The organism is Paeniglutamicibacter gangotriensis Lz1y (assembly GCF_000348945.1).
Classification (GTDB): Bacteria; Actinomycetota; Actinomycetes; order Actinomycetales; family Micrococcaceae; genus Paeniglutamicibacter; species Paeniglutamicibacter gangotriensis.
The window spans coordinates 36,868-52,023 of record NZ_AOCK01000001.1; the positions used below are offsets into that span (position 1 = coordinate 36,868).

Sequence of the window (15,156 nt, forward strand, 5' to 3'; positions counted from 1 at the left end):
GCCCCCGCCCGGAAGGCACCACCTATGAGCAACCGATTCGGCATCGGCTGGCGCCTGCACGGCGACGGCAAATCCATCACCCCCGGAACGGTGGTCGCCCCCGACGAGCGCCTGGCCTGGCCGCAGACCATCGGGGTGGGCGTACAACACGTCATGGCGATGTTCGGCGCCACCGTGCTGGTGCCCACGCTCACCGGCTTCCCGGTCACCACCACGTTGCTGTTCACCGGCATCGGCACGCTGCTCTTTTTGATCATCACCGCCGGACGGGTGCCGTCGTACCTGGGCTCTTCTTTCGCGTTTATCGCACCGGTCACCGGGGCCATGGCCACACACGGGATGGGCGGTGCGCTGGGCGGGATCGTGATGGCCGGGGCCGCGCTGTTCATCGTGGGGCTGATCGTGCAGAAGGCCGGAACCGGCTGGATCCACGCGCTGATGCCGCCGGTGGTCATGGGCACCATCGTCGCGCTGATCGGGCTGAATCTGGCCACCAGCACCACGGATAAAATCACCGAAGTCCCGCTGACCACCTTCGCCACGGTGCTGGCCATTATCATCACCACGGTGCTGTTCAAGGGCATGCTGGGGCGCCTGTCCATCCTGCTGGGCATCATCGTGGGCTACCTGGTGGCCTGGGCGCAGGGCCAGGTCGACTTCTCGGCCATCACCGACGCACCCTGGATCGGGCTGCCGGACTTCGCCGCCCCCGCCTTCCACCTGGACACCCTGACCCTGTTCCTGCCGGTCGTATTTGTGCTGATCGCCGAGAACGTGGGACACGTCAAGACCGTGGCACTGATGACCGGCAAGGAACTTGACGACGTCAACGGCCGGGCACTGATGGCCGACGGCGCTGCCACGATGATCGCCGGGGCGGGCGGCGGCTCGGGCACCACCACCTATGCGGAGAACATCGGGGTCATGGCCTCCTCACGCGTCTACTCGACCGCCGCGTACTGGGTCGCCGGAGCCGTGGCCATCACCGTGGCCTTCCTGCCGAAGTTCGGCGTCCTGATCAACACCATCCCGCCCGGGGTCGCCGGGGGCGCGGGCATCGTGCTCTACGGCATGATCGCGATCGTCGGGGCACGGCTCTGGGTGCAGCACAAGGTCGACTTCTCCAACCCGATCAACCTGATGACCGCCGGCACCGGGCTGATCATCGCCATCGCGCTCTACGGCGACAACGTGCTCTCCGTGGGCAACATGAGCTTCGGCGGTATCGCGCTGGGCACCGCAGCGACCTTGCTGGTCTTCCACCTGATGAGTTCCATCGCCAAGGTGCGCGGCACCGAGCCGGTGGCGCCGGCGGAATCAGGCAGTGCTTCGCCCTCCAATCTGGGCTAGCAGCACGGCACCACGCACCGGGCGGGGCCCCCCTTTGGGGGCCCCGCCCGGTTTTTTTGTTTCGGATTGACCGGGTTCCGGCTATCCGATGATGGTGATCGGTGGCTCGCTGGCCAGCTCTTCCTTCTCGGTGAGCTTCCTGATGCTGGAGGTCAGGGGCGAGCCGTCGTCGCGCTGCAAGGCAAAGACCGCCTCGATCCCCGGTTCGCCTTCAACCACCGGGCCCTGCCCGTCGAGGGCCACGGTGATGACCGGGGCATCCGGGGAGATGATGCAGGCCTCGCCGCGCACCCAGAAGCCCACCTCGGCTTCCCCATCGCGCAGCGTGGCGGTGAAGGCATCGACGCTGAGCTGGAAGTGCACCGAGCTCTCGTTGTAGCGCAGCGTGAATTCCAGCCCCTCCCAGCCCACCGGCAGCCGCGGGTCAAAGTGCCACTCACCGGTGTCATCGCGCAGCCCGGCGAACCCATAGACCAGGGCGGCCCACACCCCGCCGGTGGAGGCCACATGCACCCCGTCGGCGGCATTGCCGTGCAGATTCAGCAGATCCACGTTCAGCGCGTGCTCGAAGTAGTCGTAGGCCAAATCCGCGTACCCGACCTCCGCGGCGAGGATCGCCTGTACGGTGGCCGAGAGCGTGGAGTCCCCGGTGGTCAGCGGGTCGTAGTAGTCGAAGTCGGCACGTTTCTGCTCCGCAGTGAAGTCCGAGGAACGCAGCCACAGCGCCAGCACCGTGTCCGCCTGCTTCAGCACCTGGAACCGGTAGATCACCAGCGGGTGGAAGTGCAAGAGCAGCGGGCGGTGCTCGGCCCCGGTGCCCGGCACATCCCACACCTCCCGGTTCAGGAACCCTGCATCCTGCGGGTGGATGCCCACCGACTCGGAGAACGGGATGAACATCGCCGCGGCGGCATCGGCCCAGTCGTGCATCTCGCGGTCCCCGATGGATAATTCCTCGACGATGCGTGCATGTTCCTCGGGGAATTCGCGGCCCAGGTAGCCCAAGGTTTCCACCGCGTAGTTCAGGTTGAATCTGGCCATCACGTTGGTGAAGGTGTTGTCGTTGACTACCGCGGTGTACTCGTCCGGTCCGGTGACCCCGTGGATGTGGAAGCTGCGTCCCTCGCGGCTGCGCCGCCAGAACCCCAGCGAGTTCCACAGTCTGGCGGTCTCCACCACGATCTCCGCCCCGCCACCGAGCAACAGCCCGGTGTCCCCGCTCATGGAGACATAGCGGGCCAGCGAATACACCACGTCCGCGTTGATGTGATACTGCGCGGTGCCTGCCGGGTAGTAGGCGCTGGCCTCCTCACCGTTGATGGTGCGCCACGGGAAGAGGATGCCGTGCTCGTTCAATGTTGCCGCCCGCCGCCTAGCCGCCGGGATCATCGAGACCCGGGCGCGCAGTGCGTTGCGCGCCCATTGCGGGTTGGTGTAGGTCAAAAACGGCAACACGTAGATTTCGGTGTCCCAGAAGTAGTGCCCCGAGTACCCGTTGCCAGAGACCCCCTTGGCGGAGATCCCCAGCCCGTCGGAGCGCGCCGAGGCCTGGGCCAGGGCGTAGATGTTCCAGCGGATGGCGCGCTGCAGCAGCGGGTCGGCGTGCACCACCACATCGGAATCATTCCAGAACCTGGTGAGGAACTCGCGCTGGGCGGCGAATAGTTCATCGGCGCCGCGCGGAACCAGGTGGTTCAGTGCGCGCACGCAGCGGCTGGTCATCTCCGCGGTATCGTGCCGCCGGGAGGAATGGAAAGAGGCGAATTTGTCGATATGCAGGGCCTCATCCTTCTCCAGGTAGGCCGAGACGGTGTGCTCGACACGCTCGTCACTTACCGTTGCGGACTCGGTAAAGTCGGTGGTCATCCCGGCAATGCGTGTCACGTGTGACACCGCAGCTGACACCGACATATTTGAGCCGCGCACGTAGTAGCTCAGCGCCGCGATCCCGTCCTGTTCCAGGGTTCCGCCCGGGATTAGCGACTCCTCGTCGCTGCGCACCGATTTGCGTGGGTCAAAGGGGGTTTCTCCGGCGTCGGCCTCCGCGGGGGTGGGCACCGGCGGGGCATTAGACGAGCCGATCAGCGCGGACTGCACAAACACGTGCGCGGGGGCATCCAGCAGCCGCACGGTAATGCGGAATAGCGCCAGGTGCCGTTCGGAGAAGGAGACCATGGAGCGGGTGCGCACCATCACCCGGTGGCCCTCGGCGGTGCGCCAGAGGGTGTCGGAGATCAGCGTGCCGTCCTTGAAATCTAGCCGCAGCTCGTCCTTGAGGATCTCGGTGCGCCCGATTTCCAGGGCCTCGTCGTTGATGTAGACGCGCACCGTGCGCGCATCGGGGGCCGCGACCATGGTCTGCCCGGCCTCGGCCAGCCCGAACGCGGACTCGGCATGACGGATCTTCCAAGTCTCGTGCAGCCCATTGATGAACATCCCCTCGGTGGATTCGCCGATGCCCAGCGAATCCCCGCGCATACCCAAAAACCCGTTGCCCAGCGAAAAAATGGTCTGTTCCACCGACGGGTCGACGGGACGGGGGTGCACCCGGGTGTAGGACCACGCATCGAGATCGAAGCCCTCACGGGCCTCCTGGGTGACCATCTCGCCCAGGTCCGAGATCACCAGGTCTGCCCCCGCCGCGCTCAGCGCGGCGGGGGGTTGGTCCCGCCCCACCCCGACCACCAGCCCGAAGCCGCCGGCTGCGGCCGCCTGCACCCCGGAGATCGCATCTTCGAAGACCACGCATTCACTCGGTGACCAGCCCAGGTCGCTGGCCGCGGCCAGGAAGGTGTCGGGTGAGGGCTTGCCCGCCAAGCCGCGCGCCGCAGCCTGCTGCCCGCCCATCACCACGGAAAATTCATCACGCAGCCCGGCGGCCTGCAGCACGTCCTCGGCGTTGCGTGAGGAAGAGACGATCGCGACCTCCAGCCCGGCGGCCTGCACCTGGCGCAGGTAGTCCACGGACCCGGGGTACGGCGCAATGCCCGATTCGGCCAGGATCGCCCGGAACACCTCATTTTTCCGGTTTCCCAGGGCACACACGGTGGAACTGCCCGGTGCATCGGCGCCTTGGCCCCAGGGCAGGGTGATGCCGCGGTCCTCCAGCACCGCGGCGACGCCCTCGTAGCGGGGCCGACCGTCGAGCAGCGCGAAGTAGTCCTCCTGAGTGTAGGGGCGGGTCACCCCCGCCTCGGCGAAGAATGCTTCGAAGAGCTGAGCCCAGGCATCCCGGTGGACCTCGGCGGTGGGAGTCAGCACCCCGTCGAGGTCAAAAAGGACGGCCTTGAAGTCACGGCGCCGGTAGGCGGCCGTCGTTCCGGGTGTTTCACTCATGGTCTTCGCTTCCCATTTCTGTTGCACGATGGGCCCAGAGGCCGGTTGCCTCCAGCCTAACCACCGGCTCCCCCGCCCGTGAAGCGCCCCGAGGGTATCGGCCGTGTCGCTTCGGCGCCCGGTGGCCCGGGGTGGTGCCCCCGGAGCCTTCGACCCCCTGCTCAGAGCCCAAAGCCACACGTCACTTATGGATTCACCGCTCTGTCACGATTTGGACAAACCCTTGAAATTCGCGCCCGGGCTCTACATGATGGGCAGTAGGAGAGCTTCATCACCATGAAAGCGGTGCGGGGCCCTCCGCCTTCATGGGGGAACAACACGGTGATCCGGCCTCGGGAGGCTACTTTCGCGCACCTAAGTGGGGCCAGAACCCACGGTGCCGGCAAGCGGCCACCGCGGCGCCTCGGGTCCGACGCAACTGGAATTTCCCCTTCCCGATATGCGCGGGCGGCCCAGGCCTCCCGCTCGAGCAGGAGGAAAGATGAAAACTTCACCACGCGCGAGAGCGTATGCCTCGCTGGCGGGCCTCGGTGTTGCAGCCTTGGTGCTCACCGGGTGCGGCGGCGGTCCAGGTGCCCCGGAAACAAGTGCTGCGAACACCGACGAGAGCGCAGCGAAGGGCAAGTCGGAGGTCACGATCTACGGCACCATTGCCGATACCGAGGCCGAGTTGCTCGAAGAATCCTGGGCCGACTGGTCCAAGGAAAACGACATCAAGATCAAATACGAGTCTTCCAAGGAATTCGAGACGCAGATCGCGGTGCGCGCACAGGGCGGAAACGCCCCAGACCTGGCGATCTTCCCGCAACCGGGGCTGCTAGGCGATTTGGCCACCCGTGGCTTCCTAAAGCCGGCCTCGGAGGGTGTGAAAGAGCAGGTCACCTCGGGCTGGTCCGAGGACTGGGCCAAGTACGGCACGGTCGATGGAACCCTCTACGGCGCCCCGCTGATGGCCAGCGTCAAGGGCTTGGTCTGGTACTCCCCGGCCGAGTTCAAGGAGAAGGGCTACGAGGTCCCCACCACCTGGCAGGGGCTGCTGGATTTGACCGAGCAGATCGAAAAGGACAAGGGCGAGGCACCGTGGTGCGCGGGCTTCGGCTCGGGCGATGCCACGGGTTGGCCGGGAACCGACTGGGTGGAGGACCTGGTGTTGCGCCAGGCCGGGCCCGAGGTCTATGACCAGTGGGTGGACAACGAGGTGAAGTTCACCGACCCGCAGATCAAATCGGCTCTCGATGAGGTCGGCAAAATCCTGAAGAACCCGAAGTACGTTAACGCCGGCTACGGCGACATCGCTTCCATCAATGCCACGGCCTTCGGAGATGTGGCCGATGTGTTGGTTTCCGGCGATTGCTCGCTGCACCACCAGGCCTCGTTCTTCAGCGGATTCATCACCGACGCCGGCGGTACCGTCGGCCCGGATGCCGACATTTGGGGCTTCGTAACCCCGTCGATGGACGGCGAAGGGAACTCCGTCACCGGCGGCGGCGAAATCGTCGGCGCCTTCAGCGACGACCCCTCGGTCATCAAGGTCCAGGAATACCTGGCCAGTGCAGACTGGGCCAACTCGCGGGTGAAGCTCGGCGGGGTGCTCTCGGCCAACAAGGGCCTTGACCCGGCCAACGCGTCGGACCCGTTGTTGCAGGAAGCCGTGAAGATCCTGCAGGATCCTGCCACCACCTTCCGCTTCGATGCCTCCGACCTGATGCCAGGCTCCGTGGGTGCGGGAAGCTTCTGGAAGGGCATGATCGACTGGATCAACGGCTCGGACACCGACACGGTGCTCAAGGCGATCGAAGCCGGCTGGCCTTCATCGTAGAACTGGTGCAGGGACTGCGGTGACACCCACCGCGGTCCCGGCACCATCGCGGAGGGGCAGCCAGCCCCTCCTTGGCACCAGCTATCCCACGCACGCCGTCCCAGGCCACCGTGCCCCGCTCCGCCCGCCCCCATCAATGACCTCCGGGGGTGGTCGGATCACGGGGCCGGCGCCGCAGCGAAAGGCCGGAAACCTGCATCATGACAACGTTCCTGCATTGGCTCAGCACCCTGCCCTCGCTGGCGCAGATCCCGGTCATCATCGGGGTGTTCCTTGCCGTGGTGGCGCTGCTGCTCTTCCTGATCGAGCTGGCTCCGCGCGGCGGCCGGAAGTACACCATCATCCGCGCCATCGCCTGCGTGGCCTTCCCCTTGGGTATGGTCGCCATCCTCGACTCCTACACCTGGGCCATCGTCGCCGCAGGCTTCCTGGGTCTACTGCTCTTCTGGCTTGACTACCGCTCGCGGCACGGCGCCGGATACCTCTTCGCGCTCATCGGCTTCCTCTCCCCCGCGCTGCTGTTGCTGGTGGCGGGCCTGGTAATCCCCACGATCCAGACCACCATCCAGTCGTTCATGAACTCCCGCGGCACCGAATTCGTGGGAATGGAGAACTTCATCTGGATCTTCACCCAGCCAGCGGGGGTCCGCACGGTGCTGAACACGGTGCTCTGGGTGCTCATCGCCCCGGCCGTGTCCACGATCGCCGGGCTGGCCTACGCGGTGTTCATCGACAAGTCCCGCGGGGAAAAGTTCTTCAAGATCATGGTGTTCATGCCGATGGCGATCTCGTTTGTCGGGGCCTCGATCATCTGGCGCTTCGTCTATACCGCGCGCCCGGCCGACGGGGAACAGATCGGGCTGCTGAATCAGCTCCTGGTCTGGCTCGGCGGGGAGCCGGTGCAGTTCCTGCAGGAATCCCCGTTGAACACCCTGGCGCTGATCTTGGTGCTGATTTGGGTGCAGACCGGTTTTGCGATGGTGATCCTCTCCGCGGCGATCAAGGGTGTACCCGTCGAACAATTGGAGGCCGCCGAGCTGGACGGGGCCAGTCCCTGGCAGCGCTTCGCCAACGTCACGCTGCCGGGCATCCGCTCCTCGCTGGTCGTCGTGCTGACCACCATCTCGATCGCCTCGCTGAAGGTCTTTGACATCGTGCGGACGATGACCGCCGGCGCCAATGACACCTCGGTGATCGCCAACGAAATGTATACGCAGTTCCGCAACTTCGAGGCCGGACGCTCCGCGGCGTTCGCGGTGATCCTCTTCGTGATGGTGATGCCCATCGTCATCTACAACGCCCGGCAGATCAAGATGCAAAGGGAGCTGCGCTGATGTCCACCCCCGCCACCCAAGCCGTGGGCGCACCGCCCGCGCCCGCCATACAGACGCCCCGGCGAGGCCGCAGGCCCGCCGCATCGCTGGCCAAGCGCCGGCTGACCAACCGCTGGGCCACGCTGGCGGCCCTGGTCATTGCCGCGCTGTGGACCATCCCGACCATCGGCCTGCTGGTCTCCTCCTTCCGCCCAGCCCAACAGGTGCGCACCACCGGCTGGTGGACGCTCTTTGAAAACTGGGGTTTCACCACCGAGAACTACACCGCGGTGCTGCAAGCAGGGAACTCGCAGTTGACCATGGCAGGGTCGTTCATCAACTCGATCGCCATCACCCTGCCGGCCACGGTGATCCCGCTGGTGATTGCCACCATGGCCGCCTACGCGTTTGCCTGGATGCGTTTCCCGGGACGCGACATGATCTTCGTGTTGGTCTTCGCGCTCCAGATCGTGCCCATCCAGATGGCGCTGGTGCCGATGCTGCGGCTCTTCGCCGCCGGGGAACTCTTCGGGGTCCCACTTATCGGGGCCTTCGGCCAGGCTGGCTATGCGCAGGTGTGGATCGCACACACGATCTTCGGGCTGCCGCTGGCGATCTTCCTTTTGCACAACTTCATCGCCGAGATCCCCAACGAGATCATCGAGGCGGCCCGAGTGGACGGGGCCAGCCACGGGCAGATCTTCTTCCGCATCGTCCTGCCGCTGACCGCCCCGGCGATCGCGGCGTTCTCCATCTTCCAGTTCCTCTGGGTCTGGAACGACCTGCTGGTGGCACTGATCTTCGCCGATGGTGCCGTCGCCCCGATCACCAAGCTGCTGGCGGAGATCACCGGCAGCCGCGGGCAGGATTGGCACCTGCTCACCGCCGGGGCGTTTGTGGCGATGATCGTGCCGCTGATTGTGTTCTTCGCCCTGCAGCGCTACTTCGTGCGCGGACTGATGGCAGGATCCGCCAAGGGGTAACAGAGCAGTTTCCTCAGTCCCGGGCGGGAAACCGCCCGGGAAACACGTTCCCAGCAAAGCCCACGCTTGACTGGTTACCATGGGAGGTGTGACTCAGTGGATAAAAACGTGGACTCAGGACGATTGGCTCAAAGACGTACTCGAATGGGTGGACATGGCCTGCGAGGCATATTCCATTGAGCGCATATCCACACCTCAGCCTGCGGTTTCATCGATCCGTGCCACTCATCTGCGGATCAACACGGATTCCGGGCTGCTCTTCTTCAAGGCGGTGGCCCCGGGTCAGCTCTTCGAGCCCCCGCTCACCGCGGTAGCCGCCGAACTGGTTCCCGACCGCCTGGTGATGCCACTGGCCATCGACCCGGAACGCGGCTGGATGCTTTGTCCCGATTACGGGGCGACGCTCGAAACGCTGGCCACCACCCCCGAGCTGTGGGCTAGGGCTCTGGGCGCCTTGGGTGAACTGCAGCGCGAGCTGCTCGATGCCGAGGAAGTGCTCTTCGACGCGGGCCTGCAGATTTTGGACCCGCTCTGGATCCCCGATGAATTCAACAACGCCCTGCTGCTCCACGCTTCGCTGCCCGCCGATCACCCGCTGGGTATCCCCGCACGCGACGCCGACCACGCCTTTTCTGCCTTCAAGGACATCGAAGAGGCCTGTGCACAGCTGTCCGCCGGCCCGATTCCGCTGAGTCTGGAACACGGGTCCTTCGACAGGCGTCGGGTCTTCGCACCGGTCGATGCGACCAGTGCCCCACGGATCTTGAACCTCGGCGACGCGCATTGGGCACACCCCTTCGCTTCGCTCGCCCGGCCGATCGAGCGGATGCGCATCGATTTCCGTTGTTCCCCCGAGGACCCGCGGATCATGGAAGCCATCGCCGCGTATTTGGCATCGTGGGAGGAATACGGGAGCCCCGATGAGCTGTACCCGTTGGTGGCACCGGCGCTGCGGATCTCCCCGCTGCATACCCACGAGACCTGGTTGCAGCTGCTGGCCGACGCCGACGAGGCCTCGCTGCGCCGCTGGGCTCCGATGGTGCTCGAACCCTTGGCTTCGCTGGCCAACGCCTGATTCGGGGCTCCTGCAGGGGTCTTAGGACCCGTGGACATTCTGCGGCCAGCAGCCGCGTTCGGTCAGCACCGCGGCCAGCACGTCCGCGTGATCGCTCATAATCCCGTCGACCCCCAGATCCAGTAGCCGGTGCATGTCCGGCGCCTGATCAATGACCCACACGTGGACCTGCAGCCCGGCGGCATGGGCGTGGGCAATGAACTTTTCCCCGGCCACTGGCACGATTCCCTGGCGCTCGGGGGCCTGCAGCGCCGCGAAGTCGCCCAACAGCGCGCGCGGGTACCGGATGAAGGAACCCAGGGCCGTTGCGAGCCCCACGCCCAGCACCCCGGGGCTTGTGGCCACAACATGCCCCGCACCCAGCAGCCGTGCCACGGCCCGTCTGCGCCCGCCGTTGAATGAGCCGACCAGCACGCGGTTTCGGGCGCCGTGGTGTTGGATCGCCCGGGCCAGCGGTGCGGCAGCTCTGCGCTCCTTCACATCCACATTGAAGTGAGCGTCCGGGAAGGTCTCCAGCAGCTGATCGAAGGTGGGGATCGGTTCCCCTGCCACTGTCAGTGTGGACAGCTCGGCGGCGGTGCATTCGGAGATGCTGCGCGGATCCCCGGTGAGCCGGGCCAGGTCAGCGTCGTGAAACGCCACCAGCACCCCGTCCGAGGTGGCGTGCACATCGGTTTCTAGGTAGCCGAATCCCAGGGACGTGGCCGCGGCAAAGGCCTTGATGGTGTTTTCTTCACCGTCGGGGGCGAAACCGCGGTGGGAAAAACCCAGCGGGAACCCGGCCAGCTCACCGCCGGCGATGTTTCGCAGATAGGGGGCGTTTCCAACCCGGGGGATCATCATGGCGCCAGGATTTCCGGGTTGCGGAGGGCCAGGAATTCCTCAAGGATCACCGCGACCCCGTCCTCTTCGATCCCGGGCGCCCGATGGGCGGCGGCGCTGTGCGCACTGGGGTGGCCTGAGGCCATCGCGTAGCTGTGCCCGGCCCACGCGAGCATCTGAACATCGTTGGGCATGTCTCCGAACGCCGCTACGGCCTCGGGACCGATCCCCAGTGCCGCGGCATAAGCGGCCAGTGCGACGGACTTATCGACCGCGACGTGTCCCATTTCCAGCAACGAGACATTAAACGCCGAATGTGTCAGGGACACCAGCGGGCTGATCTTTTTGGCGACGGCGGCCATGAACGCATCGGAGTCCCGGGTGCGGGACTTGGCCAGGAATTTCACCACCCCGTCTTCGCCCAACGCCGCGGAATCCAAATCCAGTTCGGGGAACCTGCCGGGTTCGGCATGCGGGCCGGGCTCGGCGAATCCGGGGCCCAGGTGCAGCCCGAGGGTGGTTTCCGCGGCGAAGCTTGCGCTGGGTTCGGCGTCCAAGATCAGTGATCGGACGGTCCTAAGTGTGACCAAGTCGATGGTTTGTGCCTTCAGCAGCCGTTCGGCCTCCAGATCGTAGAGCACCGCCCCGTTGGAGCAGATCACCGTGCCCAGGTGACCGAAGGCCGCGCGCAGCGGCTCCAGCCAGCGCACCGGGCGCCCGGTGACAAAAACGATGTGGATCCCTGCCTCGCGTGCGGCGCGGAACGCCGCGATGGTGCGCGCGGAGATGGAACCGTCAGCGCGGATGATGGTTCCATCCAGGTCACTGGCGACCAGCCGCACGTCCAAGTTCATCTCCTCCGTTGCCCCTTTTCGGATGCTCAGGCGATCTCGCCGCGCATCGGCGGGTTGGCGCCGGGCCGCGAGACGGTGATGGCCGCTGCGCGGGCCGCATATTCAAGAATGCTCGCCAGGGTGTCGGTGTCCAGGGCGTGCAGCGCGCCGCGCTTGGCACTGCCCAGCAGGTCGCGAGTCTCCAGGGCGGAAATCATCGCGGAGATGAACGAATCCCCGGCACCGACGGTGTCGGCCACATCGACTACCGGGGCGTCCACACGCGCGGTGCCGTCCTTCACCAGGCCCCACGGACCCGCGGAACCATAGGTAGCCACGACCATCGCCGGTCCAAGTTCCAGCCAAGCGGCAGCGGTTTGTTTGGCGCTGCGGTGCGGATAGAGCCATTCGAGGTCCGAGTCCGAGGCCCGCACCACATCGGCCAGGGCGACAAAACCCTCAACCTCGGTAACGGCCCGGGCATGGTCGGTGATCAGCGAGGGCCTGATGTTCGGGTCGTAGGAGATCGTCGCGTGTGGACGGGCGCCTTCGATGAGCCGGCGCACCTTGGAGACCCCGGGTTCCAGCAGGGTGGCCAGTGATCCGGTGTGTACCAGCCGGGCGCCGGCCAGCGCCGGGGTGTTGCTGGGCAGCACCGGTAGGTCCCAGTGCACGTCGAAGGTGTAGCTGGCTGCACCCACGGGATCTAGGATCCCGCGTGCGGTGGAGGTCGGGGCGTCGTCGGGGCCGCAAATGTAGTGCACATCGTTGGACGCCAGGGATGCGGAAATCATCGCCCCGTACTCGTCCCGGCCCCAGCGGCCGATGAACGTGGTGGGGTGCCCGAGCTTGGCCAGGCCGACGGCGACGTTCAGCGGGCTACCGCCGACGAAGGTCCGCGGCGCACTGATCCCGCCGGAAAGCACGTCGACCAAGGCTTCGCCTATGACCGTCAGCACATCGGGCTCCTCATGGTTGTTGTGGGGTGTCGCAATCAATATACCGGTCGGTAGCCGCGGGCGCGGCAGTGGATGCCGTTGACTGGATGCTCTCCTGCTCGGTGGGGGCCCTGGTGCCTAGTTCCAGCAGCGCCGCAACGCTCAATTCCCAGGCCGGGTCCCCCGGGGTGATCAGCCCGAAGTGGTCCCCGGAAAACTCCTGATAGGACACCGGGGCACCGGCAGCTGCGGCCCGGCTGGCGAAGGATCGGGCCAGCGACACCGGCACGTCCGCATCCGCGGTGCCGTGCAGCATCACTAGCGGCACCCGCGGCAGCGGACCCGCGGCGGGGTCCGCATGCAGCCAGGTGCTGGGGTCGGTCTCCGGGTCCGATCCCAGCAGCTCCCCGGCCGCATCGTTGCTCAGGGCCAACCGGTGGGCCAAGTGCAGGTCCAGCACTCCGGCCTGCGACACCACACCGTGCAGGAGCCCCGCGCCGGCACCCGGGGCACCGGGTGCACCCTGGGGAAACTGGGGGCGGCCCGCTGCCCAATAGGCCAGGTGGCCTCCGGCCGAATGCCCCAGTCCGATCCGTGGACCGTCGTCGATCCCCGCAGCGGCCAGGACCGCGCTCAGCGCGTCAAGACCCGCCGCCACATCCTCAAAGGTCTGTGGCGTACCGCCGTCGCCGCCCGCGGTGCGCCGGTATTCCAGGTTCCAGGACACGATGCCGCGTGCGGCCAGATCCGCTGCCAGCGGGCGCCCGAGTTCGGCGCCGTAGCTCTGCCGCCAGAAGCCGCCGTGGATGATCACCGCGACGAAGCGGTGCAGCCGGCGTGCGGGGAGCAGAAGTTCGGCGTACTGGCTGGCATGCGGCCCATAGGCGTGCCGCAGTGGGGCCGAGGTGCCCGCCGGGGGCGCGGCGGGTGGCACCTAGCGGCCCGGGAACGCGGGGGCAGTCTTGGCCACGAAGGCCGCCCGGCCCACCACGGAGTCCTCGGTTTCGAAGGCCTTCACGAAGGAACGAGCCTCGGCCTCCAGGCCGTCGACCACATTCAGCCCGGCGATCTCGTTAATGGCGTCCTTGACGTTGGCCACGGCCGTTGGTGCCTTGGAGGCGATCTCGGCCACCGTGGCCAGTGCAGCCTCCAGCAATGCCTCCGGGTCTTCCAGCACTCGGTTGACCAGCCCGATGCGCAATGCTTCGGCCGATTTGATGCGTCGGCCGGTGTAGATCAATTCGCGTGCCATGCCGATGCCCACGCGCTGCTGCAACCGCACGGAGCCGCCAAAACCGGGAACCAATCCGAGGCTGACCTCTGGTTGGCCAAAGCTGGCGTTTTCCGAGGCGTAGAGGAAGTCGCAGGCCATGGCCAGTTCGCAGCCGCCGCCCAGGGCGAATCCGTTGACTGCGGCGATCACGGGAACCGGGAGGGCTTCGAGGCGCAGCGTGACCTCGTGCATGCGCTTGCCGTAGGCCAGGGCCGCCGCGGGGTCCATGGTGTTCATTTCCACGATGTTGGCCCCGGCGACGAAGGACTTCTCTCCGGCGCCGGTGATGATGACCCCGCGCACCGGCCAGTTCGCGTCGGTGCCGAGGTCGGCCAGCACACCGGTGAGCGCGTGGAGGTCTTCGACCACTGCGGCGGCCAACGCGTTCATTGACGCGGGCTGGTTGATGGTCACCAGCAGCGCTTCGTCGCGCTGCTCAACGAGCAATGTCTGGTAAGTCCCGAAATCCATGTGCACTCCCTTGTGATTGGCTTTGCGACCAGCGTCTCATGTTTGCCCCATCACAGGCATGGTGGCGCGCGGTGCTTACATCGGGCGGACGACGTCGCCTGACGCAAAAACCCGTCCTAGTCCCCATGGTGAAACGGGGCAGGACGGGTCCGGGTGCCGGGCACGGATCAAGGCACGGATCAGTTCTTGCGACCCCGGGAGGCCGGCTTCGCACCGCGCTTGGCGCCTGGTTTGGCACCGCGGGCCGCCGACTTCTTCTTTGACTTGGCCGTCTTCGCCGCTTTGGCAGCTTCGCCGGCGCTGGTTTGGCGCTGTTTGCGGGCTATGACTGCCTGTTCCTGCTGGCGTTGGGCCACCGAGGCTTGGCGGGATGAATTTTCCTTCCGCCCGCGGACGACCCCGATGAATTCCTCGATGAGTGGGTCGTCCTCTTCGTCCCCCACCGGGGCCAGCCAGGCAATGCCGATGCTGGTGGTGGGGAGGCCGGAAAGTTCCTGGTGCACCACGTCCTTGCGGTGGTGCAGGCGGGCGACTGCCAGTGGCAGCACCAGCAACCCCGCACCGGAGGCACACACCTCCATGGCCATGGCGGTCCCGCCGGAAGATTCGGGATAGTCCGCGAGGTCTAGGAAATTTTCCTCGGACAGGTCCTCAAGCGGAACGGGCCCGTCGTACAGCTCAATCTCGTGGTCCTTGGCCGCACAGACGACAAGGGACTCGTCGTAGAGCGGGATGACGTGTATTTCGGAAGTTTTCGGGGAGCTGCCGGTAGCAAAACGAACAAAGACGACGTCACTGTGTCCAGCGTTCAGACGCGCCAGAATCGTCTCCCCGTCGTAGCGCAGGGCCTGCAGCGGGCTTTGTGGATACCGTTCGTTCCACCTGGTCAGCCATTTGCCGGGCGTGACACCCGGTACATAGGCGATTTTTAGTCCGTTCACCA

The 15,156-nt window shown here is 66.1% G+C and carries 12 protein-coding genes; 5 read left to right on the forward strand and 7 right to left on the reverse strand.

The window, feature by feature from the left end:
* Nucleotides 1-24 precede the first annotated feature (24 nt).
* Nucleotides 25-1,350, forward strand: a complete 1,326-nt coding sequence (locus ADIAG_RS00185; RefSeq protein ID WP_007269247.1) for a uracil-xanthine permease family protein — start codon at nucleotides 25-27, stop codon at nucleotides 1,348-1,350.
* 81 nt (nucleotides 1,351-1,431) lie between these two features.
* Here the strand turns inward: ADIAG_RS00185 and ADIAG_RS00190 are convergent, their stop codons facing one another.
* On the reverse strand, nucleotides 1,432-4,686 hold the full coding sequence (locus ADIAG_RS00190) for a beta-phosphoglucomutase family hydrolase (RefSeq protein WP_007269248.1): 3,255 nt from the start codon (nucleotides 4,684-4,686) through the stop codon (nucleotides 1,432-1,434).
* A 481-nt stretch (nucleotides 4,687-5,167) separates the two neighbouring features.
* On the opposite strand from ADIAG_RS00190, the gene ADIAG_RS00195 reads away from it, so the two are divergent.
* The 4 genes from ADIAG_RS00195 (at nucleotide 5,168) to ADIAG_RS00210 (ending at nucleotide 9,876) form a co-directional block, all read left to right on the forward strand.
* Nucleotides 5,168-6,505 (forward strand): ABC transporter substrate-binding protein, encoded by a 1,338-nt coding sequence (locus ADIAG_RS00195; protein WP_007269249.1) that lies wholly within the window; start codon nucleotides 5,168-5,170, stop codon nucleotides 6,503-6,505.
* A gap of 200 nt (nucleotides 6,506-6,705) precedes the next feature.
* Nucleotides 6,706-7,839: a carbohydrate ABC transporter permease gene (locus ADIAG_RS00200; RefSeq protein ID WP_007269250.1), complete on the forward strand. Its 1,134-nt coding sequence runs from the start codon at nucleotides 6,706-6,708 to the stop codon at nucleotides 7,837-7,839.
* Nucleotides 7,839-8,801, forward strand: a complete 963-nt coding sequence (locus ADIAG_RS00205) for a carbohydrate ABC transporter permease (protein WP_007269251.1) — start codon at nucleotides 7,839-7,841, stop codon at nucleotides 8,799-8,801. The genes ADIAG_RS00200 and ADIAG_RS00205 overlap by 1 nt, the downstream gene beginning before the upstream one ends.
* A gap of 88 nt (nucleotides 8,802-8,889) precedes the next feature.
* Nucleotides 8,890-9,876 carry a hypothetical protein gene (locus ADIAG_RS00210; protein ID WP_152425996.1) on the forward strand — a complete coding sequence of 329 codons (987 nt, stop codon included), beginning with the start codon at nucleotides 8,890-8,892 and terminating at the stop codon, nucleotides 9,874-9,876.
* Nucleotides 9,877-9,897: 21 nt separating this feature from the next.
* On the opposite strand, the gene ADIAG_RS00215 is transcribed toward ADIAG_RS00210, so the two are convergent.
* From ADIAG_RS00215 to ADIAG_RS00240, 6 genes are all read right to left on the reverse strand, one after another.
* Nucleotides 9,898-10,719, reverse strand: coding sequence for a glycerophosphodiester phosphodiesterase family protein (locus tag ADIAG_RS00215; protein WP_007269253.1), 822 nt, complete (start codon nucleotides 10,717-10,719; stop codon nucleotides 9,898-9,900).
* Complete coding sequence (locus tag ADIAG_RS00220) at nucleotides 10,716-11,552, reverse strand: HAD hydrolase family protein (RefSeq protein WP_007269254.1); 837 nt, start codon at nucleotides 11,550-11,552, stop codon at nucleotides 10,716-10,718. Before ADIAG_RS00220 ends, ADIAG_RS00215 begins: the two co-directional genes overlap by 4 nt.
* A gap of 26 nt (nucleotides 11,553-11,578) precedes the next feature.
* Nucleotides 11,579-12,490 carry a carbohydrate kinase family protein gene (locus tag ADIAG_RS00225; protein ID WP_007269255.1) on the reverse strand — a complete coding sequence of 304 codons (912 nt, stop codon included), beginning with the start codon at nucleotides 12,488-12,490 and terminating at the stop codon, nucleotides 11,579-11,581.
* Between the two features lie 10 nt (nucleotides 12,491-12,500).
* Nucleotides 12,501-13,403, reverse strand: coding sequence for an alpha/beta hydrolase family protein (locus ADIAG_RS00230; RefSeq protein ID WP_007269256.1), 903 nt, complete (start codon nucleotides 13,401-13,403; stop codon nucleotides 12,501-12,503).
* Entirely contained in the window at nucleotides 13,404-14,213 is an 810-nt protein-coding gene (locus tag ADIAG_RS00235; protein ID WP_007269257.1) for an enoyl-CoA hydratase-related protein, read from the reverse strand. It lies immediately after the preceding gene.
* Between the two features lie 179 nt (nucleotides 14,214-14,392).
* Nucleotides 14,393-15,154 carry a substrate-binding domain-containing protein gene (locus ADIAG_RS00240; protein WP_051059759.1) on the reverse strand — a complete coding sequence of 254 codons (762 nt, stop codon included), beginning with the start codon at nucleotides 15,152-15,154 and terminating at the stop codon, nucleotides 14,393-14,395.
* Nucleotides 15,155-15,156: the final 2 nt, after the last annotated feature.

Excerpts from the sequence above, each read along its gene's own strand:
- ADIAG_RS00185 (WP_007269247.1), top strand. The coding sequence starts at position 25 with ATGAGCAACCGATTCGGCATCGGCTGGCGCCTGCACGGCGACGGCAAA.
- ADIAG_RS00190 (WP_007269248.1), bottom strand. The coding sequence starts at position 4,686 with ATGAGTGAAACACCCGGAACGACGGCCGCCTACCGGCGCCGTGACTTC.
- ADIAG_RS00195 (WP_007269249.1), top strand. The coding sequence starts at position 5,168 with ATGAAAACTTCACCACGCGCGAGAGCGTATGCCTCGCTGGCGGGCCTC.
- ADIAG_RS00200 (WP_007269250.1), top strand. The coding sequence starts at position 6,706 with ATGACAACGTTCCTGCATTGGCTCAGCACCCTGCCCTCGCTGGCGCAG.
- ADIAG_RS00205 (WP_007269251.1), top strand. The coding sequence starts at position 7,839 with ATGTCCACCCCCGCCACCCAAGCCGTGGGCGCACCGCCCGCGCCCGCC.
- ADIAG_RS00215 (WP_007269253.1), bottom strand. The coding sequence starts at position 10,719 with ATGATGATCCCCCGGGTTGGAAACGCCCCCTATCTGCGAAACATCGCC.
- ADIAG_RS00220 (WP_007269254.1), bottom strand. The coding sequence starts at position 11,552 with ATGAACTTGGACGTGCGGCTGGTCGCCAGTGACCTGGATGGAACCATC.
- ADIAG_RS00235 (WP_007269257.1), bottom strand. The coding sequence starts at position 14,213 with ATGGATTTCGGGACTTACCAGACATTGCTCGTTGAGCAGCGCGACGAA.